This window comes from Tunturibacter gelidoferens (assembly GCF_040358255.1).
GTDB classification, from domain to species: Bacteria; Acidobacteriota; Terriglobia; order Terriglobales; family Acidobacteriaceae; genus Edaphobacter; species Edaphobacter gelidiferens.
Genome location: NZ_CP132938.1, coordinates 3,449,084 through 3,471,732, shown reverse-complemented (window position 1 = coordinate 3,471,732; position 22,649 = coordinate 3,449,084). Strand labels below are relative to the sequence as shown.

The window sequence follows — 22,649 nt, the reverse complement described above, 5'->3', positions numbered from 1 at the left end:
TATACCACGCGAAACGGCGCACTCGCCCTATATCCATCACTTGCGTTTCGATGCTGGCTTATGCGGGCAACTCTCTGTATTCAGACATGTATCCGCCAGCCGCAGCCGCTCCACCGGACGCCCATGCAACAGATGTTGGTTCACAATCTCCTCCACATCTTTCGCATGAACGGACCCATACCAGATCGCGTCCGGATATACCACAACGACCGGGCCGTGCTCGCACTGGTCAAGGCAACCAAGCTCGTTAGCCCGAACCTGCCCCTTCAACCCAGCATCCTTCACCGCTTCCTTGAAGGCCGACTTCAGCTTCCCGCCTCCTTCGTTGCTGCAACTGGGCCGCGAAGCGCTCTGGTCCCGCTCATTGGTACAGATAAAAACGTGGTGCTTGAACTTTGCCAATCCTGATTCCCTTCCAGAAGCCCTTTGCCGAGCGTGCCGCGGAGTCTTTCCCGTGCGATGCACCGGCGTTTCTGAGACAATAACTATCGAATGCAACCTGACAATCTTATCTCGCTCAAAGACGACATGGTGGCCTTCATCGCCGGCCACGGCATGCGTCGCCTCAATGCCTACGTTACAGAAGACGTCCCGACCGTCATCTTCGAAGAAGAAAACCCCGACGGATGGAAGGACTTCGTCGAGCACGCCAAAGCGGCCGGCTCCCCCTTCGTCACCATGAGCGAAGTCATCCTCGAAAAATCCGACGTTGCCATCCTGCTCGAGCAGCTTCGCGATCAAACCTTCCCCGACGACAACTCCGAAGAGCTCGACGACGCTGAGTATCTCGTCAACCACGTCGGCAAAGTCGGCTACCTCCAGCTCGGCTTCGCCCACCAGGGCGTCATGTTCATCTTCGAGGTCGCAACCGACTGGTACGACAGCTTCCAGAACCTCATGGAGACCGTAACCGACCTCGGCGGCATCGTAGTCGACGACAGCGACGAGTAAGCAAAACCAATGTCCACCGCCCACGTTGGGCTGCCAGCCTGGAGTACCCGCTCCGCAGACGAGACTGCCGTTCAGAATCTGGTCGACGCCCTCGGCTGCCCGCACGCAATCGCTCAAATACTCGTCTCGCGCGCCATCTCCGACGCCGCAGCTGCCCAAACTTTCTTCCACCCAACCCTCGACGATCTTCTCGATCCCATGCTCATGCTCGACATGGAGATCGCCGTCGCCCGCATCCAGCACGCCGTCCGCTCCAGCGAACCCATCCTCATCTACGGCGACTACGACGTCGACGGCACCACCGCCACCGTTCTCCTCAAGACCGCCATCGAGCGCATCGCCCCCAAAGAGACCCCCGCCACCGTCACCTATCACGTCCCTCACCGCATCCGCGAGGGCTACGGCATGCAGAACGGCGTTCTCGGCCAGGCCGCAGCCTCCGGCGTTCGCCTCGTCATCAGCGTCGACACCGGCATTCGCGCCTTCGCAGCAGCCGAGGAAGCAACAGCTCTCGGCATGGACCTCATCGTCACCGACCACCACCTCCCCGACGGAGCCATCGGCATCCCGGAAGCAGTTGCCGTCCTAAATCCCGCACAACAAAACTGCCCCTACCCGTTCAAACATCTCTGCGGCGCAGCAGTAGCCTTCAAACTCGCCCATGCTCTCCTGCTGGCCGCAACCGAGACCGAAGAGCAGCGCACAAAGCTGAAACACGGACTGATTCCCTCGTTCCTGAAGCTGGTCGCCATCGCCACCATCGCCGACTCGGTTCCCCTCGAAGGCGAAAACCGAGTCATCGCGACCCTGGGCCTGAGAGAACTTCGCAACCCCGTACAGCCAGGCCTGCGCGCACTCATGCAAGTGGCTCAAATCCCCATCAATCGGCCCCCCACCGCGACCGAAGTAGGTTTTCGACTCGCCCCACGCATCAACGCAGCCGGACGCATGGACATCGCCGGCGATGTCGTCGAGCTCTTCCTCACCAAAGACGCAGCCCGTGCCACCCACCTCGCAGAGAAGCTCAACCGCCTCAACGACGAGCGCCGCGCCACCGAAGCAAAGGCTCTCGAAGCCATCGAAATCCAACTCACCGCCCTGCGCGACACCCTCGGAGACTACCTCGCCGAGTGCATCATCCTCGACGACCCCGAGTGGCATCGCGGCGTCCTCGGCATCCTCGCCTCCCGCGTCGTCGACCGCACCGGCAGACCCGCCATCGTCATGACCCACGAAGACGGCCACTCCCACGGGTCCGGCCGCTCCATCGCCGGCTTTCATCTGCTAGATGCCCTCAGCGCGATTCACGAACCAGTGTCTGAATCAAACACCCCGCTCTTCACAAGATTTGGCGGACACGCCCACGCCGTCGGCTTCTCCATGCCCTCCGACCGCACCAACCTCCTCCGGGAGCGCATGCAGCGTTACGGCGCCCCCAGGCTCACCGCTGAGATCATGACGCCTCCGCTCGAATGCGACGCCGAACTCCTCCTCAGCGACCTCACGCAGAGCTTCTATGATTGGCTCACCCGCTGCGAACCCTTCGGCATCGGCAACCGCGAGCCCATCTTCCTCACCCGCGCACTCACCCTCTGTGCACCAGTGCGGTTCATCAAAGAAAGACACATCTGTCTTCAACTCCAGAGGTCTGGCCAAACCACGCATATCAGCGCCCTGGGCTGGAGCCGCACCACGGATTGGCCTGCCCGCTGCGTGGAAATGGCCCTCGACACAGGCTCTCTGGTAGACGTTGCCTACAGGCTGAAGGCCAAAACCAACCCCCAGTTCCCCGGCCTGGAATTGGAATTAGTCGATCTCAGACTCGCCTGATTCGCTCCATCGCGCCCGTTAACTACCTTATCCTCAAAAGTTTCTGGTCCGATCTGACCCTATGCGACGTCTTATATACTGAACCTTCGACTGATGCCTACTACCGAGACAAGACGCCTGAATCCTGTAATGCTGTGGGGCATCTTCCTCGCCATCATCGTTATCGGTTTCATCATCGTGCGCTCCTCCACCCGCGACTTGATTGGCGTTCGCGTAGCAGTCGTCGATCACCAGAACATCGTCAGCTCTGTATCGACCAACGGAAAAGTCGAGCCCATCGAAGAGTTTCCTGCCTCCGCGGCTGCTCCTGGCGTCGTCGCAAAGGTGTATGTCGACGTTGGGCAAAAAGTTAAAGCAGGCGACCTCCTGATCAAGATGGACGATGCCGATGCCCTGGCCAAAATAGCTACCGCAAACGCCGCCGTGCACTCTGCCGAGGCCACTCTTCACGACATCGGCCAGGGAGGATCTCAGGACGAGCGCATAGGATTCTCCGGCGATCTCAGCCGCGCACAGCAGCAACAACAACAGGCAACAAAAGATCTCGCAGCCCTTCAGGCCCTCCAGCAAAAGGGCGCAGCCTCCGCCAGCGAGGTAGCCTCTGCCGAACAGCGTCTACTCACCGCGGAAAGCTCCGTCAAAGGCCTTCAGGCGCGCACCACTCAACGCTATAGCAACACCGACCGTGCCCGCGCAGAAGCCCAGCTCGCCGATGCGCGCGCCGCTCTCGCCGCTGCAAAAGCCAGCTATGCCAACGACAACATCCGCGCCCCCTTCGCCGGAACTGTCTACTCCATCCCCGTCTCCAACTACGACTTCGTCCCCGCCGGCGAAAATCTCCTCGACGTAGCCGACCTCAACAGAATTCAGGTCCGCGCCTACTTCGACGAGCCTGAGATCGGCAAGCTTGCAGTAGGCCAGGCTGTAAAAATTGTCTGGGATGCAAAGCCCACTCAGACCTGGCACGGACACATCAGCCGCGCACCCTCCACCGTCATCACCTACGGCACACGCAACGTCGGGGAGTGCATCATCACCGTCGACGACGCGCGCGGCGACCTCCTGCCCAACACCAACGTCGTCGTCACCGTTACCACCTCGCAGCGCTTCAACGTCCTTAGCGTCCCCCGCGAGGCCCTCCACACAGAGGGCGGAGATTTTGTCTTTCGCGTAGTTAACAACAGGCTGGTTCGAACCCCCGTTCAGGTAGGAGCAGGAGTCAATCTCACTCGCCTCGAAATCGTCAGCGGCCTCACCGAAAAAGATACGGTTGCCCTCAGCGCTATCAACAACCGTGAACTTACCAATGGGCTTCCCGTCAAAATAGTCGAGTAGCCATGTCCCTTTCGATACACCCGTTTCGCCTTCACCACGCGTTTCTATTTGCTTTCCTATTCGCGACTCCGCTTCTCCTCGCCGACGACACTCAGGCAAACGCGCTCCTACAGCAGGGTCGCGTCGACGAAGCAGCCTCCATCCTCCAGGATCTTCTCGCCTCCCAACCCAACAACGCTCATGCCCACCAGCTCCTCTGTCGCGTCTACTACGCCCAGGACAAGGCCGACTCCGCCATCCATGAGTGCGAACTAGCCGTAGCTAACGCGACCGACAGTAGCGAAGACCACATGTGGCTCGCTCGCGCCTACGGATTCAAAGCCTCGCACGCCAGTCCCTTCTCGGCGCTAAGCCTCGCCATCAAAGTTCACAACGAGTTTGAGCGCGCCGTGCAGCTTGATCCCGAAAACTTTCAGGCCATGAGCGACCTTGGCGAATACTACGTCGCAGCCCCCTCCTTGATCGGTGGTGGCCTCGATAAAGCTCAGGCCCTCGCTGCCAGAATGCAACCCAACTTCCCTGCTCAGGCTCACCGTCTGCTGGCGCTCGTCGCCGAAAAGAAGAAGGACATCCCAGCCGCAGAGGCCGAATTTCAGGCTGCTGTTGCCGCAGGCAAAACAACCGAGGCCTACATCAACCTCGGCGACTTCTACAAACGTCAGAATCAGCCAGACAAGATGCTCCAGGCCATTCAATCGGCCCTGGCGGCTGACCATCGCAAGGGTCCTCCCCTGGTCGATGCCGCCAGCACACTCTCAGAAGCTCACAGCTCGCCCCAACTCGCCATCAGTCTCCTTCGCACCTATCTCGCCTCCTCCGGAAAGACCGATGGTGCCCCCGCATTCAAAGTTCACGTCCAACTAGGCGGCCTTCTTGCTCAAGGTGGAGACGTCGCGGGAGCGCATAACGAATACCTCGCAGCTCTATCCCTCGCATCGAACTATGTACCCGCCCGCAAAGCATTACAGGGATCGTAGAAAAAAGGCGATACCATGATCTCTAATCGGTCCTAAGGAATCTCTCAGCAAGTATGATCCGTCTTCTTCGCCTATTGATCGCGTGCTCTGCTCTGGCCTGTGCGGTGACACCTGCCATCGCGCAGATTTCGTTTACCAGCGCGATAGGTCTCGCATTGAAGAACAACCCAAAAGTCTTGACCGCCCAGGCGGACGTCGATAAAGCACGAGCCACCCTTGAAGAACTCAAAGACGCCTACATCCCGAATGTTGTCGGTGCATCTTCCATCGGTCCTCCCTCCTATGGATTCCCTCTCGGCCAACCGTCCATCTACAACCTCGCGACGCAGTCTCTCGTCTTCAGTTACTCACAACGCGACTACGTTCGCGGCGCCAAGGCCTCGCTCGATGCCGCCACCCTCTCCCTGAAGGACGTTCGCGAGGCTGTCGCCGAGGATGCAGCCGTCACTTACCTCGCACTCAATCGCGACCTTCAGCGGCAGACCGTCCTCCATGATCAACAAGGCTTCGCTGACCATCTCGTAGCCATCGTGCAGGACCGTCTCGCCGCCGGTCAGGACACCCCCATCGATCTCACCTCCGCCCGCCTCACCGCTGCACAGATTCATCTCGCCCGTCTTCGGATGGACGACGATGCCGCTGCAGATCAGGCTCACCTGGCGCGCCTTCTCGGTCTTCCCCCGCAAGGGATTGCCACATCCAGCAGCACCATCCCCGCCCTGGCCGAAGACAAGCCCGCCGACATCACTGCAACGCTGGTGGGAACCAGTCCCGCCGTCGAGTCTGCCTATGCGAATGCACGTGCGAAGCGCGAGATCGCATTCGGCGAAAACCGCTACCTCTGGCGACCGCAGATCGTTCTCGAGGGCCAGTACAGCCGCTACGCCAAGTTCAACAATCTGCAGGATTACTACTTCCGATTCCAGCAGAACAACGCCGCCATCGGCGTCCAGATCACTATTCCCTTCTTCGACGCCGCCCACAAGGCGAAAGCCCGCGAGGCGGACGCTGACGCAGCCCACGCCGAGCACGAAGCCGACTCAATCCGCGATCAATTCTTCGACTCCCGGATCAGAATCCAGCACGCCGTGGCAGAACTCGCCGTTCGTGCAGAGATCGCCACCCTCGATCAGCAGCTCGCCCAGCAGAATCTCGACGCCCTCACCGTTCAACTGAACACAGGCAATGGAAACATGGCTGGCACGCAGATGACCCCCAAAGACGAGCAGACCTCGCGCATCGCCGAACGGGAAAAATTCCTTGCGGTCCTGAACGCCAACTTCGAGCTGCAACAAGCTCAAATCAATCTCATGCGACAGAGCGGCGACCTGGAGAGCTGGATCTCCGCAGCGCTTCAGGCCCAACCCGCCACCCCCGCGAAGCCCTAAGCTAAATTCGCGAATATCTTTTTTGAAATGAATCGTCTGGCCGACCAAAGCATCGGCGTAGATACCTGCAGGAAACGTCAGAAAAGCCCCTCAAGCCCTTAACTGAATGGTAAAATCGAGATATCATTATGCCTCTTAAGACCCTGTTCCTGAACCCGCCCTCCTTCGAAAAGTTTGACGGTGGCGCCAGCTCCCGCTGGCCCGCAACCCGCGAGATCGAGTCCTACTGGTATCCGGTCTGGCTCACCTACCCGGCAGGCATGCTGGAAGGCTCCCGTCTCCTCGATGCTCCACCTCACCACATCAAGTGGCAGGAAGTCGTCGAGATCCTCAAGGACTATGAGTTCCTGGTTCTCTTCACCAGCACCATGGGATGGGACGGCGACCAGAAGATGGCCGAGGTCATCAAGCAGACCTACCCCAGCATCAAGATCTCCTTCGTTGGCCCCCCGGTGACCACCTCCCCCGACAAGGCCCTGAACGAGTGCCCAGCCATCGACTTCATCTGCCGCCGCGAGTTCGACTTCTCCGTCGTCGAGTACGCCAACGGCAAGCCGCTCAACGAGATCCTCGGCATCAGCTACAAGGACAAGGCCACCGGCAAGATCCTCCACAACCCAGACCGCCCTCAGGTCACTCCAGAGGAACTCGACGAGATGCCCTGGGCCACCGAGATCTACCACCGCGATCTCGACGTCACCAAGTACAACGTCCCCTTCCTCCTCCACCCTTACGTCGCGCTCTACTCCACCCGTGGCTGCCCCGCCCAGTGCACCTTCTGCCTCTGGCCCCAGACCCTCTCCGGCCACGCCTGGCGCAAGCGCTCCACCGACGACGTAGCGGCCGAGATGAAGCAGGCCAAAGAGCTCTTCCCCCACGTCAAAGAGTTCTTCTTCGACGACGACACCTTCAACATCCAGAAAGTCCGCACCATCGAGCTCTGCGAAAAGCTGAAGCCCCTCGGCCTCACCTGGTCCTGCACCTCGCGCGTCACCACCGACTACGACACCCTCAAAGCCATGAAGGAAGCAGGCTGCCGCCTCCTCATCGTCGGCTACGAGTCCGGTGACCCCCAGATCCTCAAGAACATCAAGAAGGGTGCCACCGTCCAGCGCGCGCTCGACTTCCAGCGCGACTGCCACAAGCTCGGCCTTGTCGTTCACGGCGACTTCATCCTCGGCCTTCCCGGCGAAACTCGCGAGTCGATCCGCAACACCATTGACTTCGCCAAGCAGCTCGACTGCGAGACCATCCAGGTCTCCATCGCGCACGCCTTCCCCGGCACCGAGTTCTTCGACTACGCCAAAGACAACGGCTTCATCACCAATGAGGCGATGAGCGACGACGGCGGCCACCAGATGGCCCACATCGAGTACCCCGGCCTGCCCGTCGAATACGTCATGGAGATGGTGCACAAGTTCTACGACGAGTACTACTTCCGCCCCAAGGCTGCCTTCCGCGTCGTCTGGCAGGCCATCGTCAACCGCGACGTGCCCCGTCTCTACACTGAAGCCAAGTCCTTTATGGAACTCCGTTCCAAGCGCAACAAAGCCGTCCGCGCCGTCAAGGAAGCCAACGCCGCCAAGGCCCAGGAATCTGTCAGCATGAACGCGTAACTATCCTGTCTTCGCAGCATCTAAAAAGGCGGTCAGCATACAAATGCTGGCCGCTTTCTCTTCGCTGTCACCACTCGAACGGATCGATCACGAAATGCAGCACACCCTCACCCCCCGCCGCTGGCTCGTTCTCATCGCGGTCATGCTGGGCGCCTCCATCGGCGACGCCCTCCTCGGCATCGGCATGAAGCAGCTCGGCCCAGTCTCCCTTCACCACCTTGGCGCGCTCTTCCTGGCCCTCAAAAGCCCCTGGATCATCTCCGGCATCCTCGTCCTGCTCGGCTTCATGGCCTGTTACATGACCGCCCTGAGCTGGGCCGACATCACCTTCGTCCTCCCCGCCACCGCCTTCGGCAACGTCATCGTCACCATCCTCTCCCGCTTCTGGCTTCACGAGCACGTCTCCCGCTCCCGTTGGCTCGGCGTAGCCCTCATCGTCATCGGCGTAGGCTTCGTCGCCAACGGCCCGTCCCGCACCGAATACGCCGCAATAGAAGTGGAGGCCCTACCATGAACCCCACCACCCTCCACACCTGGGCCACCATCGCCGCCGTCGTCTTCACCGCCACCGCGGGCGACATCCTCATCGCGGGCGGCATGCGAAAACTCGGCGACCTCGACGACATCCGAGCAAAGTCCGGCCTCCTTGGCGCTATCAAAGCCGTTCTCTCGAGCGGCATGTTCCTCATCGGCATCACCTGCATGGCGCTAAGCTTCTTCTCACTTCTCTTCGCGCTCTCGGGCGCAGACCTCAGCCTGATCGCTCCCGCAACGGCCTCTCTCACCTTCATCACCACGGCGGCGGCAGCAAAATTCTTCCTCAAAGAAAACGTAGACCGTCGCCGCTGGATCGCCGCACTCTTCGTCTGCGCCGGCGTAGCCTTACTAGCAAAATAGCTTTTGTAAAAGCGCAAAGCAGCATGCCCCTACCGACCAATGGGAGGCCCGCGCCGCTCACTCGCCAAGAAAAGGTATACAAGTCACGAAGTGACCGCGCCACGCGAAGTGGGCCCGTCCGGCAGGATACCTTCCTGAACTCAGTCCCGGCTAAGCCACCGCATCAGCCCACTAGCAGGCGTCTCCGCCGCCATGAATCGCTTCACATCTCCCACCACAGCCCCCGCCGCCAGCCTTCCACTCCGAACCCCACCCTCCATGGTCGAAGGCCACTCCGTCGCAGTCCAATCCCCAGCAAGAAAAAGGCCCGGCCACTCCGTCTCCTGCTTCGGACGAAACTGATCCAGCCCCGTCGTCACCGAAAACGTAGCGCGAGCCTCCTTCAACACCCCACTCTTCACCAGCTTCGCCTTCCGTACCTCAGGAAAAAACATCTCCAACTCCCGCAAAGCAGAAGAAAGAATCTCCTCCCGCGTCATATTCAGCTGCGCCTTCGACCCCGCAATCACCAACTCGACGTAGCTTCCCTTTTCCTTCGGATACCGCCTTATTCGCGACTTGTGAAAGAACCACTCAATCGTGGTATCCAGCAGCCAGGCATGGTCAAGGTCGGTAATCTCACGGTCATACCAAAGCAGAATCGACGTAAACGAAGAGTGCATCTGCCGAGCCATCTTCAGCTCAAGATCGTCCTTGGTCTGCTCAAACCGTCCCGCATACTCCTCGTTCACTCGAACCGCCGGCAGCAGCTTCTGCGTCTGCTCAAACGGAAGCGCCAGAATGACAGCGTCCGCTCTATACCCCGCATCCGCCGTGTAGACGCGCCAACTTCCATCCGGTTCCTGCACCAACCCTTCCACGCTCGCCCGAAGCCGCACCGTTCCCCCATGGGCCTCGATCATCCGTGCCTCAGCCGCATAAAACTCGCTCAGCGGAACCGTAGGTATCCCCAGCCGCCCACCCGTAGACGACTTCACAAACAGCTCATGAAACACCTTACCCGCATATCGCGTCGAGCAATGCGCCGGACGATCATTCAACGTCGCCATTACAATTGGGCGCCAAAAGTGCCGAATCGAAAGCTCTGTCTGCTTCGTTCGCTTCAGCCAATGCTCGACGCTCTCGCTATCGTCAGCCGGATATCCACGAAAGAACTCCATCAGACCACGCGCAATCCCAATCTTGTCCTTCCATCCCAGCATCGACATACTTGCAAAGCTGGGCGCGAAGTGAAACGGTGCTGGCAGATCGCTCGTCACAATCGTGCTTGCGTTCCCATTCGGCTCCAGAAAAGTCTGCTCGTCATACCAACGGATCTTTCCCGCAGTCCCTGCTTGCTCACAAAGCTCAATCAGGTTCGTACAACACCCCAGCAAGACATGCTGCGAGTCCACCACCTCCTCGAGCGCAGGATGTTCGTACGAATAAGCTCTTCCGCCCACGTAAGGCTTACGCTCCAGCACGGTTACAGACTTACCCGCCCGCGCCAGCGCACTCGCCGCCGCTAAGCCCGCCGCCCCGGCTCCAACGACAATCACATCGCTATGTTCCGCGTCCTTCACGAGACCATCCGGTTGCGCACAGCCATCCCCATCCCCTGCGCCAGAATCAGGAGCTTCTTGGAGGTCGGCACACTGACCCGTTCCGAAAACACATCGTAGTTCTTCGCCATAATCCGCTCAAGCAGTCCGCGATAGATCGTCACCAGAACCCAAAGCGCCGCGCGGCTATCCTTATCGATCAGTGGCAGCAACTCCTCCGCCGCCGCATAGTAAACCAGCGCCCGCGCAGCCTCCTGCGCCAGCAGGCTCCGCACCACCTTCGTCTCAGACTCGCGACGAACCACTTGAAGCAGCTGCTTCACCTCAACTCTGCCCGCAGTCAGGTCCTGTAGCGGAAGGTAGATCCGCCCACGCTCCGCATCCTCACTCACGTCCCGCAGGATGTTTGTCAGTTGAAATGCAACGCCGGTCTTCTCCGCCAGCCCTTCGGCTCGAGGATCGCTATATCCAAAGATCCGAATGCAAACCAGCCCCACCACAGAAGCAACGAGATAGCAGTAACGGTACAGTCCCTCGAAATCCTCATACACCTGCAGCGTCTGCGTTTTATCTGCAACCGTATCGGTTACAGTAACCACATCTGCCTGCGACTCCTCGAGGTCCATCGTAGTGCCCCGCACCAGATCCTCCAGCAACGCATCCGGAATCGCAAACCTCTTCTGCGTGTCGATCAACGCTAGAAAAACCGGATCATCGGACGACCCACTCCGCCTCGCCTCACGCCATGCTTCCAGCCACTGCGACATCACCACGCGCCGCTCAACCACCGGCATCGTCTCCTCATCGGAGATATCATCGGCCCTTCGCATGAACGCATAAACCGCGCACATCGCGTTCCTCTTATGCTCCGGCAGCACGCGAAACGAGTAATAAAAGTTCTTCGCTTCCCGTTGCGCGATTCCCGCGCACACGGCATAAGCCTCGACAATCGTCACGAGGCCATCCCCGAGCTCAGCTTGCCAACAAGCGCCTCGATCAGCAAACCCACCTTGCGTGTCTTCGAGACCACCGGCCTTCCCCGAAGGACATCAAAATCCTGCCTCGTGATGCCGTTTAGAATCGCCTCTCCACCCTTGCGAAACAGATCCAGCACCACCTTCAGCTCCTTATCCACATGCAGGCTGATCTCTCCGCCTTCGATCAGCATCGCCCGCGTCCGAACCACCAGGTCCTGCATCATCCCACGAAACTCCGGCGTAAAAACCCGCCCTTCAATCTGCCCCTCCTCCACCCCAAACCGCAGCATCGACTCCGCAGGAATGTACCGCCTCCCCCGCTCCTTATCCTCCACCACATCCTGCCAGAAGTTTGCCAGCTGCAGCGCCGTGCAAACTTTGTCCGACATCAAAGCCCGTGCCTCATCCGTATAGCCGCACACCCAAAGCACCAGCCTTCCCACCGGATTCGCCGAGTAGTGCGAGTACTCCAGCAGTTCCTCCCAGCTCTCATACTCCGTCTTGTTCTGATCCATTCGAAACGCATGCAGCAGATCCAGAAAGAGCTGCCGCGGCGGATCGCACTCGCGAATCGTCTCCCGCAGCGCCACAAAAACAGGATGCATCGACCGCTCCGGCGCGTCGTAACACTCCTCCAACATCGTCCCCCAGGTATTCAGCAGACGAGTCGCCACCTCGCGATCCTCCACCTCATCACCCAGATCATCCGCCACCCGGCAGTACGCGTAGATGCTCTCAAAGTGCGGCCTCACCTTGGCGGGAAGAAAAAATGTCGCCACATGAAAGTTCTCATAGTGCGACGTCGCCAGCTCTCTGCACCAGGCCCGCGCCTCCGCGAGCGTCGGCCTCTCCAGCGGCGTCAGGTACTCGGGTGGAGCCCCCAGCAGCGCGTGCTGTGTCGCAGTCATCTCGCTCACCGCGGCCCCCCTTCCGGAAACACCGCCGTCTTGATATCCCTTGCGCTCCCATTCCGGTGCATCATCCCCGCAAAGACCGCCGGCACCTCTTCCAGCCCCGCCCGCCCGGTAATGTACTCCGCGCACTTGAACCGCCCACTCGTCACCAACTCAAACGCCGTCCTGCAGGTCGCCGGCGTATGGTGAAAACTCGCCTTCAACGTAATGTCCCCGTAGTGCAGCCGATTCGTATCCAGCTTCACCTTGGTCCCGCTCGGCGGACCACCAAAAAAATTCACACCCCCGCCCTTCCTCACCATATCCACGGCCCACTCCCAGGTCGCCGGAACCGCTACCGCCTCGATCACAATATCCGCGCCTCTTCCCGCAGGGGTTAGGGCGCGCGTCGCCGCAACCACATCCTCTACAGCACCCACATGAACCACCTTGCGCGCGCCAAACAGCTTCGCCGCCCCTATCTGGTCCTCGCGCTTCACCACGGCAATCACCTCTAACCCCGCAATCTCTGCCGCGTGCATAAACATCAACCCAATCGGCCCCGCCCCGATCACCACCATCGTGTCCCCGGCCTTCGCGCCGCTCTCCTCCAGCCCGCGCACCACACAAGCCAGAGGCTCCGTCAGCGCCGCAAACTCCAACGGAACCCCCTCCGGCACAATTAGCGTATTCTTTTCGACGATCCGCGCCGGAATCCGCATAAACTCCGCGTAAGCCCCGTTATTGAACAAAAGGTCTTCACACAGATTCTGCTGCCCATGCGTGCAAAAAAAACAGACATCGCACGGAGCCGAGTTCAAAGCCACCACCCGGTCCCCAACCTTGAACGCCCTCACCCCCGCCCCAACCTGCTCCACCACACCCGCCATCTCGTGCCCGAACGGGATCGGCGGCTTCAGCATCTTGGCATGATAGCCTCGCCTGTAGACCTTCAAATCCGTCCCACAGGTCAGCGCCGCGCCCACCCGCACCACCAGTTCTCCCGCGCCGGCCTGCGGTATCGCTACGCGTTCCAGCCGCAGATCTTCCTTGCCGTACAACACCGCCGCCGTCATCTCAGCTTTCACTCTTCTATCTTCTCATTCCCGACCTGATTGGTGCACATTTCGCCATCCCTCAAATCCTTCAAGAACATGCAATCCTCCCCGTAACCTCAGCATCTGATAATCTGAGCCACATAAACATGCCCTTTGTCTCCCCAGAGATCTTCGCCAAGCAAAGACTTGCCTCGATCCAGGACTACTCCATCCTGTCCTGGCGCGCCGTCGTCAATCTCTTCACCCGCCCCCGCTATCTCGCCGACATCTACACCCAGATGGACTACATCGGCGTCGGCTCCATGCCCATCGTCGTTCTCACCGGCTTCTTCACTGGCTGCGTCCTCGCCCTCCAGTCCGCCACCTCGCTCGAGGCCTTCGGCTCCGTCAGCCTCACCGGCAACCTCGTCGCCCTCTCCATGGTCAAGGAGCTCGGCCCCGTCCTCACCGGCCTCATGGTCTCCGGCCGCAACGCCTCCGGTATGGCCTCCGAGATCGGCTCTATGAAGGTCACCGAGCAGATCGACGCCATGCGCGCCCTCGGCACCGACCCCGTCCGAAAACTCGTCACCCCGCGCCTCTACGCCACCATCTTCATGCTCTTCTTCCTCACCATCATGTCGGACGCATGCGGCATCGCCGGAGGCGCTCTCATCAGCATCGCCCTGCTCGGACTCAACGGCTCATCCTATTTTCACAACTCCTACCGTGCTCTCCAATACGGAGACGTCGTACAGGGTCTCGCGAAGCCTCTCTTTTCCGGCTTCATCATCGCAACCGTCGGCTGCTACTTCGGTATGAACACCAAGGGCGGCACCCAGGGCGTCGGCAAGGCCACCACCCAGGCCGTCGTCATCTCCTCGGTCTTCATCATCATCGTCGACCTCCTCGTCACGCGCGCCATGATCGGCGTCTTCGGCAGGTAAAGGCAGGAATCTCACATCATGACGGCAGACCTCGCCCAATCCGGCTCCGCAACCCTCCAGCAGCAGCCTGACTCGCAGGAGCCCATCGTAGTCGTCGACGACGTCTCCATCATCTTCGACGTAAAACCGGTCCTCCAAAACGTCTCCTTCACCGTCCAGCGCGGCGAAACCCGCATCATCCTGGGCCCTGCCGGCGGCGGCAAGTCCGTCCTCATGAAGCTCGTCAACGGCCTCCTCTGTCCCGACACCGGCTCCATCCATGTCTTCGGCGAACCAGTCTCCACCATGCCCGAGCCCGATCTCTTCAAGCTACGCGGCCGCATCGGCATGGTCTTCCAGGAATCAGCCCTCTTCGACTCGCTCTCTGTCGGGGACAACGTCTCCTACCGCCTCCATGAAGATCGCATCCCCGAAGAAGAAGCTCACACCCGCGTTCTCGAGGCCCTCCGCTTCGTAGAACTCGAGAACACCATCGAAAAGTTCCCCTCCGAGCTCTCCGGAGGAATGCGTCGCCGCGTCTCCATCGCCCGCGCCATCATCACCAACCCCGACCTCATCCTCTACGACTCCCCCACCGGCGGCCTCGACCCCATCACCTCCACCACCATCATCGACCTCGTCATCAAGCAGCGCGACGTCACCCAAACCACCTCCCTCGTCATCACCCACCGCATTCAGGACGCCTACCTCCTCGCCAGAAGCCGCTTCAACACCGAGACCGGCAAGGTCGAACAGATCCCCAACAACGGCATCGACGACAGCACAAAATTCCTCGTCCTCAACGAAGGCAAAGTCGTCTTCGACGGCACCACCGAAGAGCTCGTCCACTCCAACGATCCCTGGCTCAAGGAATACCTCTCCTGATCTGACCCTGATCGAGCGGAACCTAGAAGCGACTAACCCTTGTCATGGTGAGCCGCCGTCGGGATCAGCATCTTATTCTCCGTGAAGACCGCATCATGTGCGACCGAGCACGCAATCGCTGCCCGAAACCCACAGTGCACATCGGCAAAGATCGAATGCTCCCCACGCACTGCTTCAATGAATGAGCGAGCCGCCGCCAGCGTTGGATCCTCCGAACTGGCAACCACAACCTTCTCGCCCGGGCCACGATACGGCATCTCGCCCGCGGTGGAATACGACGCGCCGGTCACCACCCCGCGTTCGACCACTGTCTTGCCCTCTGCCTTGTCCGTAGTCGGTTTATTCGATCGATCCTTTTCGTAGTACATCGTGGCGTCTTCGATCGTGATCTGCACGCTTCCTGCCGTGCCATAGATCCAGAACTCACACCCAACCTTCGCATTATCGGTGATCGACGAGAACACCAGCCGCCGCCCTTGGGAGTAGTTGAAAACCGTCTGCACATTGTCGCCAACCGTACGTCCATCGTGGTACCGGCAGATGCTGTTAGTCCCAATCACACTCTCCGGCTGTTCGCCAAAGATCCAGTTCGCCATATCGATGTGATGCGAGCCGAGCTCCGTGCCCAGCCCTCCCGAGCTCTCTCGATACAGACGCCAGTTGATGAGGCGCTCCAGCTTCCCGTCGGGATCAGGCGAAGGAACGCTGCGCCTCCAATCACCGTTGCGATGCCAGTAGGCATATACGTGGGTCGGCGTTCCAATCTCGCCTGCATGAACACGGCGTATCGCCTCCCGCACCCATGATGCATAGCGATACTCGTGACCGATCTGGAAGAGGGTCTTGTTGCGGATCACCGCGTCGAGAATGTTCTGGTTGTCTTCCACCGTGAACCCCAGCGCCTTCTCTCCATAGATCGCCCGACCTGTCTTTGCCGTGGCAATCACATGTTCCGCGTGGCATGCCACCGGCGAGGCGATCATCACGGCGTCGATATCATTCCGCGCCAGTAACTCGTTGAAGTCGGCCGTATGCGACACATCTTTCCCAACCAGCCGATTCACCTGCTCGTAGCGTGGAGGGTAGATGTCGCAGATTGCCTCTACGGAGACTCCGGGCACACGCAGGAACTGGCGAAGATTCTCCTGTCCTCTGCTGCCCGCGCCGATTACGCCAAGTCGAATAGGTTTGACCGCCGGCACCGCGGCGCGGGCGATCGTGGTTGAGGCAAGTGCAACAACGGAGGCGGATTGCAGAAAATCACGACGGTTCATAGTTGGCCTTGGAGCTAGTTCCTTTTGAGCGAGTTCAATTCAGAGCACAATGAGTTCGGTCGACCGAGCTTGTCCATTGAAAGGCGGTGCAACGCGCGGCTTCCGCGCCGCCGGAGACGATCAGTGCGTGAGCATCGGGCGCAAAGGCCTTGAGCGTGGCAACACTCTGCTCCGGTGTTTCAACAAAAACTACGTTCGAGAGCGCGTCGCTCACAGTCGCCGAAGGAGCTACAACACTCACCTGTATCCTGCCCTCAACCGGACGCATCGTGCGCGGATTCATAATGTGGCAGTAACGATGACCAGCCACCGTGAAGTTCTTCTGACTGCAATCGGCACTCGAGAGAGAGGTGTCACGCAGCGTAATCACCGAGAGCGTCTTCTTCGAAGGCAACGGCCCCGGAACCACGACACGCCATCCGGTCTTGTGCGGCGGAGCACCCAACGCGTACACGGTGCTGCTGCCCGCCGAAAGCATCGCCGCCGTAATGTGATCGGCTCGCAGGATGCGAACCGCCGCATCCACAGCAAAACCCTTGCCGATGCCGCCCGGATCGAGCTCAATGCCCGGCGAGGTGAACTGCACCGTCCGGGCAGCCGGATCAAGCTTCACCTTCTCCCAACCCGTTACAGTACGAAGATCTTCAAGCTCTGCGTCCATCGGAATACGTCCATCGTAACGGAAAAACCCCCACGCCTTCATCAGGCGACCCACCGTGATATCGAAAGCCCCATTACTGGCTCGACTCCAGTGTTCGGACTGCTGCAAAAAATCCATCATCTCGGGATCAGTCGTTACCGCACCGGCACCTGCGTTCTGATTGATACGCGACAACTCGCTGGAGTCGCGATAGTTCGAAAGCAACTGCTCAATCCGGTCGATCTCCTCAAAGACCTCCTCGGACGCAGCAGCCGCAGCCGCAGGGTTCGTGCTGTAGAGGTACAACATGAACTCTGTGCCCATCGCGGGATGCGTCGTTGTAAACAACCTGAGCTGCAAGGGCGCAGCCGGAACCGCAAGTGGTGTCAAGCTCAGAGCGATCGCAAGCCAGCCAACTGCCAACCAGCGCCTCATCTCTTCCCTTTCTTCCACTCCTCATAAGGAATCCGCGGAATATTCAAAAACGAATCCCGCGTCTTCACATAAGCCCCCAGCCCATTCATCCGGCCAATCGCATGCAGCTCCTCCGACAGCACATACGGCCCCGCCGGATCGACAAACTTGTCCTCGATGTAAATCGAAACCACCCGCCCCAGCACGATCCGCGACCGCCCAATCTCCATCGTCGTAAACTCTTTGCACTCGAGCGCAGCATGCGCCTGCGCGATCCGCGGCACCTTCACCACCTGCGACGGCGCAGTCGTAAACCCGGCCATCTCCAACTCATCAAACTCCGCCGGAAAATCCGTAGCGCAGATGTTCATCTGCTGCGCGATATCCTCGGTCACTACGTTCACCACAAACTCCCCTGTCCGCCGGATATTCCGCGCCGTATCCTTCGGCACAAAATGCTCCGACGGACGATTCATCACGCCCATCCCGATGATCGGCGGATCGGTACAAAGGTAGTTGTACGAGCTGAAAGGCGCAGCATTCATCCTGCCCTCCTCATTCATGCTCGTAACCAGCGCAATCGGCCGAGGCGCAACCAAACCGATCAGCAGGTTATAGGTCTCACGCGCCTTTATCTTCTCAACATCAAAAATCATCTTTACTCCTAGTACCCTTCAGCAGCCTAGCACCGCCGCCCGTTGTACTCGCAATCCTCTTTGTCTTTGCTGTTGTCTTTGCAGTTGCAGTTGCGGTGTCCTTTGACTTTGTCGTTCTGGTTGTCATCCCCGAAGAGGATCTGCGTTGCCTTTGCTGTTGTTATTGTTGTTGTCGCTGTTGTTGCAGTTGCTCCTTTTTTGCCGCATACCCAAAATAGTCGTCATCCTGAGCGAAGTTGCTCACGGCACTTTGTGAGCAAACGCAGCCGAAGGATCCCCGTATTCGTTTTTGTTTTTGCAGTTGCAGTTGCAGTTGTAGTTGCAGTTGCGGTTGCAAAAAACTCGCTGCTCATCAAAGCCGCTAATCAAAGATAGTCGTCATCCTGAGCGAAGTTGCTCACGGCACCTCGTGAGCATGCAGTCGAAGGATCCCCGTATTCGTCTCTATACTTGCAGTTGTTCTTCCTCTATAAGCCCGTAGAAGACATTGGGCAGGCCTCGCCTCTGGTCGCCATCCACTCTCTAATTTCTCTAAACTGACGGAACCCAAACTGCGTCTTCCGCCGATCCTCAAAAAAACCTGTCAAGCCCCAAAACAACGAAAACCCGCGCCAGACAAGGATAATCGCGTGGCGTATGAGTTACCTCCAACCAGATAAACTAGAAGTAGCGAATAAAAAGATCACGAAGCTTACCCGAGCCGTCGGCTCACCCACAACTCGTTTAGAAACAATATTTTGCAAGTAAGTACTTTCGTTGTAATATTTTGCAGACAGCACCCCCGTCCAAACCATTCCCAACAATAGACTTACGCACAAGATACCTCAGGGGGTAGGGGGAGGGTCAGAGCCTCAGCCAAGGGGGACTTCAGCCCCTAGCCCGAGCCGCCCGAAGCCAGCAAAAGATAGCCACGAAAACACCACCCCGACCACGCTTCACACCACAAATTCACCACAAGCTGCGGTAGTGTCCGATCCATTCATCTCGAAAAAATGCCCGAAAACCAGCCAAGCTGATTCACGGGCGGATCAAAATCTGCGACGAAAAAGATGGAGAGAGCCAAAAGCCGACTCTCTCCCAACGACAACTTAGTAAGGCCGGTAATAACCAGGCCCGTAGTAGTAGCCAGGAGGCGGAGGAGGAGGAGGATACCGCCGACGAAACTGCGGATCTGCTCCCACCGGCACCCCAGCACCCAGCCGGTTCAACTCAGCCTGAGACACAGTCGTAATATCCGCCGGTTGCGTCAGATGGAAGACCAGGATCGCCTCAGGAGGCAAAGAAGCCTCGCCCCGACCCGAAGCTGCCGATACGCCAAGTCCAGCCACGCCGCCAACGCCTGCACCAACCGCAGCTCCCACACCGCCGCCTGCAACCGCACCGATCAGCGCGCCAACCGCGCCCAGCCCAACAGTGTTCCCTACCGTACTGCCGGTCTTATCCACCCCCTGGTGCCACCAGAAATCCGTAGAGATCGGGTACACCCTGCCGCCCAAGGAAACAGAATTGAGCTGCAACTTCAACTCGCCTTTACCCTTCAACTCACCCGCCGTATGCACGGCAACCACTGTTCCCTGAATAGAAGCCCCACGGGGAATCGCAATCGAATTACCAGCCACGACATCGTTCAGAACCACTCCATCAAACGTGGTCCCCACCGTGGTGCTCTTACTGTTCATCCCCTGGTTGATCCGAACCCGAAGGTTGGTTCCAATCGGCACCACCACAGCATCTCCACCCCGCTGCGCGACATACGGTCGGGGCGGAGGATACTGCGGAGGGTAAGGCTGACCATACCCCTGATACTGGCCGGGCTGCTGCCCCTGATAAGGCGGTGGATACTGGCCACCCTGCTGCGGCGAACCATAAGCAGGAGGATACTGACCACCCTGTCCTCCCTGATAAGGGGGAGGGTACTGACCGGCCTGCTGCGAACCCTGCGGCGCAGCAGGTGAATTTGGACTGTTCGGTGCGGGAGGACTCTGCGTCTGCGGAGGAGCAATCGAACCATCAGACTGGAGATTCGGATTCGTGCCTTGGGACGGGTCCTGCTGCTGCGAAGAATTGCTGTTTGCGACCGCCGGAACCGCACCGATGACCAACTGATCCACAACCTTTTGTACCCCGGCTGTGTTCGAAACCAAGTGGTCCGCCAGATCACGCAACGGCTCATCCCGGACAGTGCCACTCAGCGTCACTACACCGTAAACAGTGGTCGAGGTGATCGCCTGATCGGCCAACTCCGGCGCGCCAGCCAAAGCCTTCAAAACACTTGCTTCAATTTGGGCATCGGGCACGGTCGCTGGCTTGTTCTGCGCTGACCCTACACCGCTATACATCGCCAGACTCGCCGCCAGAAATGTAGTCATCGCGACCTTGGAAAAAAACTTGCGCTGAATCCACTGACACATACGCCCTCCGCTCCTCCGGCGCGACACTTATCGCCACGCGAACATCCTATTGATGCAGACTCGGTTTTCAGAAAAAAGTTACGCTGAATCCCCTCGGTGCAGATGTAAGAGGCGTTCGTAGCTTTCACTTCGAGCCTGTTTGACCTTGGCTAAAAGTAACGGTATATTCAAAGAGCGGGGTGGAGCAGCCCGGTAGCTCGTTGGGCTCATAACCCAAAGGTCGTAGGTTCAAATCCTACCCCCGCAACCAATCAAATCAACAATTTACAAAAGTCTGAAACTACCGGCAGACTCCCATAAACTCCCAATAACAAAAATCGGGGTTTAGGCGCTCGCTTTCATCGGCTTGAGCACCATCTCCACGACCTTCCCGTTCGCTTCCCGCTTCGATGACGACATTGCTTGCCCATAGACGTTCATCGTCGTCTGGATGGAAGCATGTCGCATCAGTTCCTGCTGCACCTTCATCGGAGCTCCGGTCTCGTCCAGCCACGAACGATACGTGTGGCGGAACGTGTGCCAGCCGATCGTCCCATACTTGCCGGAGTTTATTACGCGCGTCTCGTGCAAAAGCATTCGAACGCCGTTACCGGTTTTCTGATCCTGGTTACACCAAACACCAGGTGCTGCCCCGCACGTCGGAAATTCCACCACACAGCAACCCGAGGGGCGAAGATGCCGCTTCTGGATTTCGGTGGGATAGTAGGGCCGGTTCGTTCTCGGGTTGGCAAAGACCCAGCCTTCTTCGGTGGGCACAGCTTGCGTGCTCCACTTCAGAACGATCTCGGTCAAGGACGGATGCAGAGGGACGTAGTCCTGGGAGTATTCGGTCTTGACGTCATCCACCCTGCCGTTCACAAAGCTGCGCTGAACGAGAAGCTGGTTTTTGTCGAAATCGAAGTCGTCCCATTGAAGCGCCGCGATCTCGCTCACGCGAAGACCGAGGCATTGGGCTATCTGTACCATCGTGCGCCACGGTTCCTGCAGTGTCGCAACGATGAGTTCGAACTCCTCCACAGTGAGTGAAGTCGGGCGTTGCCGGCGCTTGCTGCCACCTTTCACGCGAACCAAAGCGATCGGATTTCTACGCTCGTTGAAGAGTTCCCACCGCGTAGCGCACTCGAACATCAGGTGCATCACGCTGCGAATGTGGGCCTTCGACTTCGGAGCCATAGAGAGGTTCTTCAACCAATCCTCGACTGCCATCGGCCTGACCTTTTCGAGCAGATAGTCGCCCCATCTAGGCTTGAGGTAGTTCTTGATATTCGAGCGGTAAGACTTCGCCGTCGAATAACGTTCTGGCAGTTCTTCCTCAAGGTAGCGGTCGCATATCGCGCCGAACGTCACCACGGCCATGGACTGCTGTGGAGTTTCAGAGTTGAGTTTAAGGAGAAGAGCTTCGACCGCCCTTTGTGCGAGAGCCTTGGTACCGTACTTCTCGACCGAACCCACGGTAGCAGTTCTCCGCTGCCGTGTGCCGTTCTCGGTCGATTCGTAGTACCGAAACTCCCAGGCGTCTGATCCCTTCGCCCGCTTCTTGCGTGTAAGACTTCCGAACTGGTAACGCGCTCGTGATATCAAGATTCCTCCTCGATTCACGGCACGAATGGCTAACCTAAGGGTAGCCGAGGACGTGCCGTTTTGCCATGCGGAAAACGGAGGTGGACTGTCCTAACCAACGAGCTGGCGCTCGATCCATTGGTCTATCGCCGAAGGCCTGAATCGCCAGAGCTTGCCGACATGCACCCCGGCGATCTCGCCCCTCAGAACCATCCGTTGCAGCGTTCGGGGATGAACGCCAAGCAAGGCAGCAGCGGCATGACTGTCGAGCAATGGCTCTATACCCGGCCTCCCCAGAATGGGGAGCAGGCGCTCTGAAGCCGGTGGCTTCTTCTGGTCCATCATCGGAACCTCCAAATACGTGCCTTGAAGGTGACGTTTTCTTGAAGCGAAGTCCAATGAGTTTCAGAGCGACGGTTATGCGCCAAACGCATAAGCGCC

Annotated in this window: 20 protein-coding genes, 1 tRNA gene and 1 pseudogene; 11 read left to right on the top strand and 11 right to left on the bottom strand. The window is 58.9% G+C overall.

Annotated features, from left to right (window positions below):
- Window positions 1-36: 36 nt before the first annotated feature.
- Window positions 37-402, bottom strand: a complete 366-nt coding sequence (locus RBB81_RS15265; protein ID WP_353071252.1) for a (2Fe-2S) ferredoxin domain-containing protein — start codon at window positions 400-402, stop codon at window positions 37-39.
- A gap of 90 nt (window positions 403-492) precedes the next feature.
- Between RBB81_RS15265 and RBB81_RS15260 the strand changes: the two genes are divergently transcribed.
- The 8 genes from RBB81_RS15260 (at window position 493) to RBB81_RS15225 (ending at window position 8,994) form a co-directional block, all read left to right on the top strand.
- A complete protein-coding gene (locus tag RBB81_RS15260) occupies window positions 493-951 on the top strand; it encodes a hypothetical protein (protein WP_179582930.1) in 459 nt (152 codons plus the stop codon).
- A 9-nt stretch (window positions 952-960) separates the two neighbouring features.
- Entirely contained in the window at window positions 961-2,781 is a 1,821-nt protein-coding gene (recJ, locus tag RBB81_RS15255; RefSeq protein ID WP_353071251.1) for a single-stranded-DNA-specific exonuclease RecJ, read from the top strand.
- A 93-nt stretch (window positions 2,782-2,874) separates the two neighbouring features.
- The gene (locus tag RBB81_RS15250; protein ID WP_246373453.1) at window positions 2,875-4,116 is read left to right on the top strand and encodes an efflux RND transporter periplasmic adaptor subunit; all 1,242 of its coding nucleotides are present in this window, start codon (window positions 2,875-2,877) and stop codon (window positions 4,114-4,116) included.
- A 2-nt stretch (window positions 4,117-4,118) separates the two neighbouring features.
- Complete coding sequence (locus RBB81_RS15245; RefSeq protein WP_353071250.1) at window positions 4,119-5,093, top strand: tetratricopeptide repeat protein; 975 nt, start codon at window positions 4,119-4,121, stop codon at window positions 5,091-5,093.
- Between the two features lie 53 nt (window positions 5,094-5,146).
- Window positions 5,147-6,481: a TolC family protein gene (locus RBB81_RS15240; protein ID WP_353071249.1), complete on the top strand. Its 1,335-nt coding sequence runs from the start codon at window positions 5,147-5,149 to the stop codon at window positions 6,479-6,481.
- A gap of 128 nt (window positions 6,482-6,609) precedes the next feature.
- Entirely contained in the window at window positions 6,610-8,097 is a 1,488-nt protein-coding gene (gene hpnJ, locus RBB81_RS15235) for a hopanoid biosynthesis associated radical SAM protein HpnJ (RefSeq protein ID WP_179582925.1), read from the top strand.
- Between the two features lie 43 nt (window positions 8,098-8,140).
- Window positions 8,141-8,611 carry an EamA family transporter gene (locus RBB81_RS15230; RefSeq protein WP_353071248.1) on the top strand — a complete coding sequence of 157 codons (471 nt, stop codon included), beginning with the start codon at window positions 8,141-8,143 and terminating at the stop codon, window positions 8,609-8,611.
- A complete protein-coding gene (locus RBB81_RS15225) occupies window positions 8,608-8,994 on the top strand; it encodes a hypothetical protein (protein WP_353071247.1) in 387 nt (128 codons plus the stop codon). The genes RBB81_RS15230 and RBB81_RS15225 overlap by 4 nt, the downstream gene beginning before the upstream one ends.
- Before the next feature lie 140 nt (window positions 8,995-9,134).
- On the opposite strand, the pseudogene hpnE reads toward RBB81_RS15225, so the two are convergent.
- The 4 genes and pseudogenes from hpnE to RBB81_RS15205 form a co-directional block, all read right to left on the bottom strand.
- Window positions 9,135-10,580 (bottom strand): annotated as a pseudogene (gene hpnE / locus RBB81_RS15220) (hydroxysqualene dehydroxylase HpnE); the annotation flags it as partial.
- Window positions 10,553-11,491 (bottom strand): phytoene/squalene synthase family protein, encoded by a 939-nt coding sequence (locus RBB81_RS15215; protein ID WP_353071246.1) that lies wholly within the window; start codon window positions 11,489-11,491, stop codon window positions 10,553-10,555. The gene RBB81_RS15215 and the pseudogene hpnE, both read right to left, overlap by 28 nt.
- The gene (gene hpnC / locus RBB81_RS15210; protein WP_183792105.1) at window positions 11,488-12,420 is read right to left on the bottom strand and encodes a squalene synthase HpnC; all 933 of its coding nucleotides are present in this window, start codon (window positions 12,418-12,420) and stop codon (window positions 11,488-11,490) included. The genes RBB81_RS15215 and hpnC overlap by 4 nt, the downstream gene beginning before the upstream one ends.
- Before the next feature lie 5 nt (window positions 12,421-12,425).
- Window positions 12,426-13,481, bottom strand: a complete 1,056-nt coding sequence (locus tag RBB81_RS15205) for an alcohol dehydrogenase catalytic domain-containing protein (RefSeq protein ID WP_353073942.1) — start codon at window positions 13,479-13,481, stop codon at window positions 12,426-12,428.
- Window positions 13,482-13,609: 128 nt separating this feature from the next.
- On the opposite strand from RBB81_RS15205, the gene RBB81_RS15200 reads away from it, so the two are divergent.
- On the top strand, window positions 13,610-14,389 hold the full coding sequence (locus RBB81_RS15200) for an MlaE family ABC transporter permease (protein WP_179582919.1): 780 nt from the start codon (window positions 13,610-13,612) through the stop codon (window positions 14,387-14,389).
- 18 nt (window positions 14,390-14,407) lie between these two features.
- Window positions 14,408-15,253 carry an ABC transporter ATP-binding protein gene (locus RBB81_RS15195; RefSeq protein ID WP_353071245.1) on the top strand — a complete coding sequence of 282 codons (846 nt, stop codon included), beginning with the start codon at window positions 14,408-14,410 and terminating at the stop codon, window positions 15,251-15,253.
- Window positions 15,254-15,285: 32 nt separating this feature from the next.
- On the opposite strand, the gene RBB81_RS15190 is transcribed toward RBB81_RS15195, so the two are convergent.
- From RBB81_RS15190 to RBB81_RS15175, 4 genes are all read right to left on the bottom strand, one after another.
- A complete protein-coding gene (locus RBB81_RS15190) occupies window positions 15,286-16,527 on the bottom strand; it encodes a Gfo/Idh/MocA family protein (RefSeq protein WP_353071244.1) in 1,242 nt (413 codons plus the stop codon).
- Between the two features lie 34 nt (window positions 16,528-16,561).
- Complete coding sequence (locus RBB81_RS15185) at window positions 16,562-17,602, bottom strand: FAD:protein FMN transferase (RefSeq protein ID WP_353071243.1); 1,041 nt, start codon at window positions 17,600-17,602, stop codon at window positions 16,562-16,564.
- Window positions 17,599-18,237 carry a flavin reductase family protein gene (locus tag RBB81_RS15180; protein ID WP_179582915.1) on the bottom strand — a complete coding sequence of 213 codons (639 nt, stop codon included), beginning with the start codon at window positions 18,235-18,237 and terminating at the stop codon, window positions 17,599-17,601. Before RBB81_RS15180 ends, RBB81_RS15185 begins: the two co-directional genes overlap by 4 nt.
- 1,088 nt (window positions 18,238-19,325) lie before the next feature.
- The gene (locus RBB81_RS15175) at window positions 19,326-20,648 is read right to left on the bottom strand and encodes a BON domain-containing protein (protein ID WP_353071242.1); all 1,323 of its coding nucleotides are present in this window, start codon (window positions 20,646-20,648) and stop codon (window positions 19,326-19,328) included.
- 173 nt (window positions 20,649-20,821) lie between these two features.
- On the opposite strand from RBB81_RS15175, the gene RBB81_RS15170 reads away from it, so the two are divergent.
- Window positions 20,822-20,898, top strand: a tRNA-Met gene (locus RBB81_RS15170).
- A 74-nt stretch (window positions 20,899-20,972) separates the two neighbouring features.
- On the opposite strand, the gene RBB81_RS15165 is transcribed toward RBB81_RS15170, so the two are convergent.
- Window positions 20,973-22,229 (bottom strand): tyrosine-type recombinase/integrase, encoded by a 1,257-nt coding sequence (locus RBB81_RS15165; protein ID WP_353071241.1) that lies wholly within the window; start codon window positions 22,227-22,229, stop codon window positions 20,973-20,975.
- A gap of 90 nt (window positions 22,230-22,319) precedes the next feature.
- Complete coding sequence (locus tag RBB81_RS15160) at window positions 22,320-22,553, bottom strand: helix-turn-helix domain-containing protein (RefSeq protein ID WP_353071240.1); 234 nt, start codon at window positions 22,551-22,553, stop codon at window positions 22,320-22,322.
- Between the last annotated feature and the right edge of the window lie 96 nt (window positions 22,554-22,649).

Bases quoted from the DNA above. Each gene is read 5' to 3' on its own strand.
- RBB81_RS15260 (WP_179582930.1), top strand. From the start codon at position 493: ATGCAACCTGACAATCTTATCTCGCTCAAAGACGACATGGTGGCCTTC.
- recJ (WP_353071251.1), top strand. From the start codon at position 961: ATGTCCACCGCCCACGTTGGGCTGCCAGCCTGGAGTACCCGCTCCGCA.
- RBB81_RS15250 (WP_246373453.1), top strand. From the start codon at position 2,875: ATGCCTACTACCGAGACAAGACGCCTGAATCCTGTAATGCTGTGGGGC.
- RBB81_RS15245 (WP_353071250.1), top strand. From the start codon at position 4,119: ATGTCCCTTTCGATACACCCGTTTCGCCTTCACCACGCGTTTCTATTT.
- RBB81_RS15240 (WP_353071249.1), top strand. From the start codon at position 5,147: ATGATCCGTCTTCTTCGCCTATTGATCGCGTGCTCTGCTCTGGCCTGT.
- hpnJ (WP_179582925.1), top strand. From the start codon at position 6,610: ATGCCTCTTAAGACCCTGTTCCTGAACCCGCCCTCCTTCGAAAAGTTT.
- RBB81_RS15230 (WP_353071248.1), top strand. From the start codon at position 8,141: ATGCTGGCCGCTTTCTCTTCGCTGTCACCACTCGAACGGATCGATCAC.
- RBB81_RS15225 (WP_353071247.1), top strand. From the start codon at position 8,608: ATGAACCCCACCACCCTCCACACCTGGGCCACCATCGCCGCCGTCGTC.
- hpnC (WP_183792105.1), bottom strand. From the start codon at position 12,420: ATGACTGCGACACAGCACGCGCTGCTGGGGGCTCCACCCGAGTACCTG.
- RBB81_RS15205 (WP_353073942.1), bottom strand. From the start codon at position 13,481: ATGACGGCGGCGGTGTTGTACGGCAAGGAAGATCTGCGGCTGGAACGC.
- RBB81_RS15200 (WP_179582919.1), top strand. From the start codon at position 13,610: ATGCCCTTTGTCTCCCCAGAGATCTTCGCCAAGCAAAGACTTGCCTCG.
- RBB81_RS15195 (WP_353071245.1), top strand. From the start codon at position 14,408: ATGACGGCAGACCTCGCCCAATCCGGCTCCGCAACCCTCCAGCAGCAG.
- RBB81_RS15190 (WP_353071244.1), bottom strand. From the start codon at position 16,527: ATGAACCGTCGTGATTTTCTGCAATCCGCCTCCGTTGTTGCACTTGCC.
- RBB81_RS15185 (WP_353071243.1), bottom strand. From the start codon at position 17,602: ATGAGGCGCTGGTTGGCAGTTGGCTGGCTTGCGATCGCTCTGAGCTTG.
- RBB81_RS15180 (WP_179582915.1), bottom strand. From the start codon at position 18,237: ATGATTTTTGATGTTGAGAAGATAAAGGCGCGTGAGACCTATAACCTG.
- RBB81_RS15175 (WP_353071242.1), bottom strand. From the start codon at position 20,648: ATGTGTCAGTGGATTCAGCGCAAGTTTTTTTCCAAGGTCGCGATGACT.
- RBB81_RS15160 (WP_353071240.1), bottom strand. From the start codon at position 22,553: ATGATGGACCAGAAGAAGCCACCGGCTTCAGAGCGCCTGCTCCCCATT.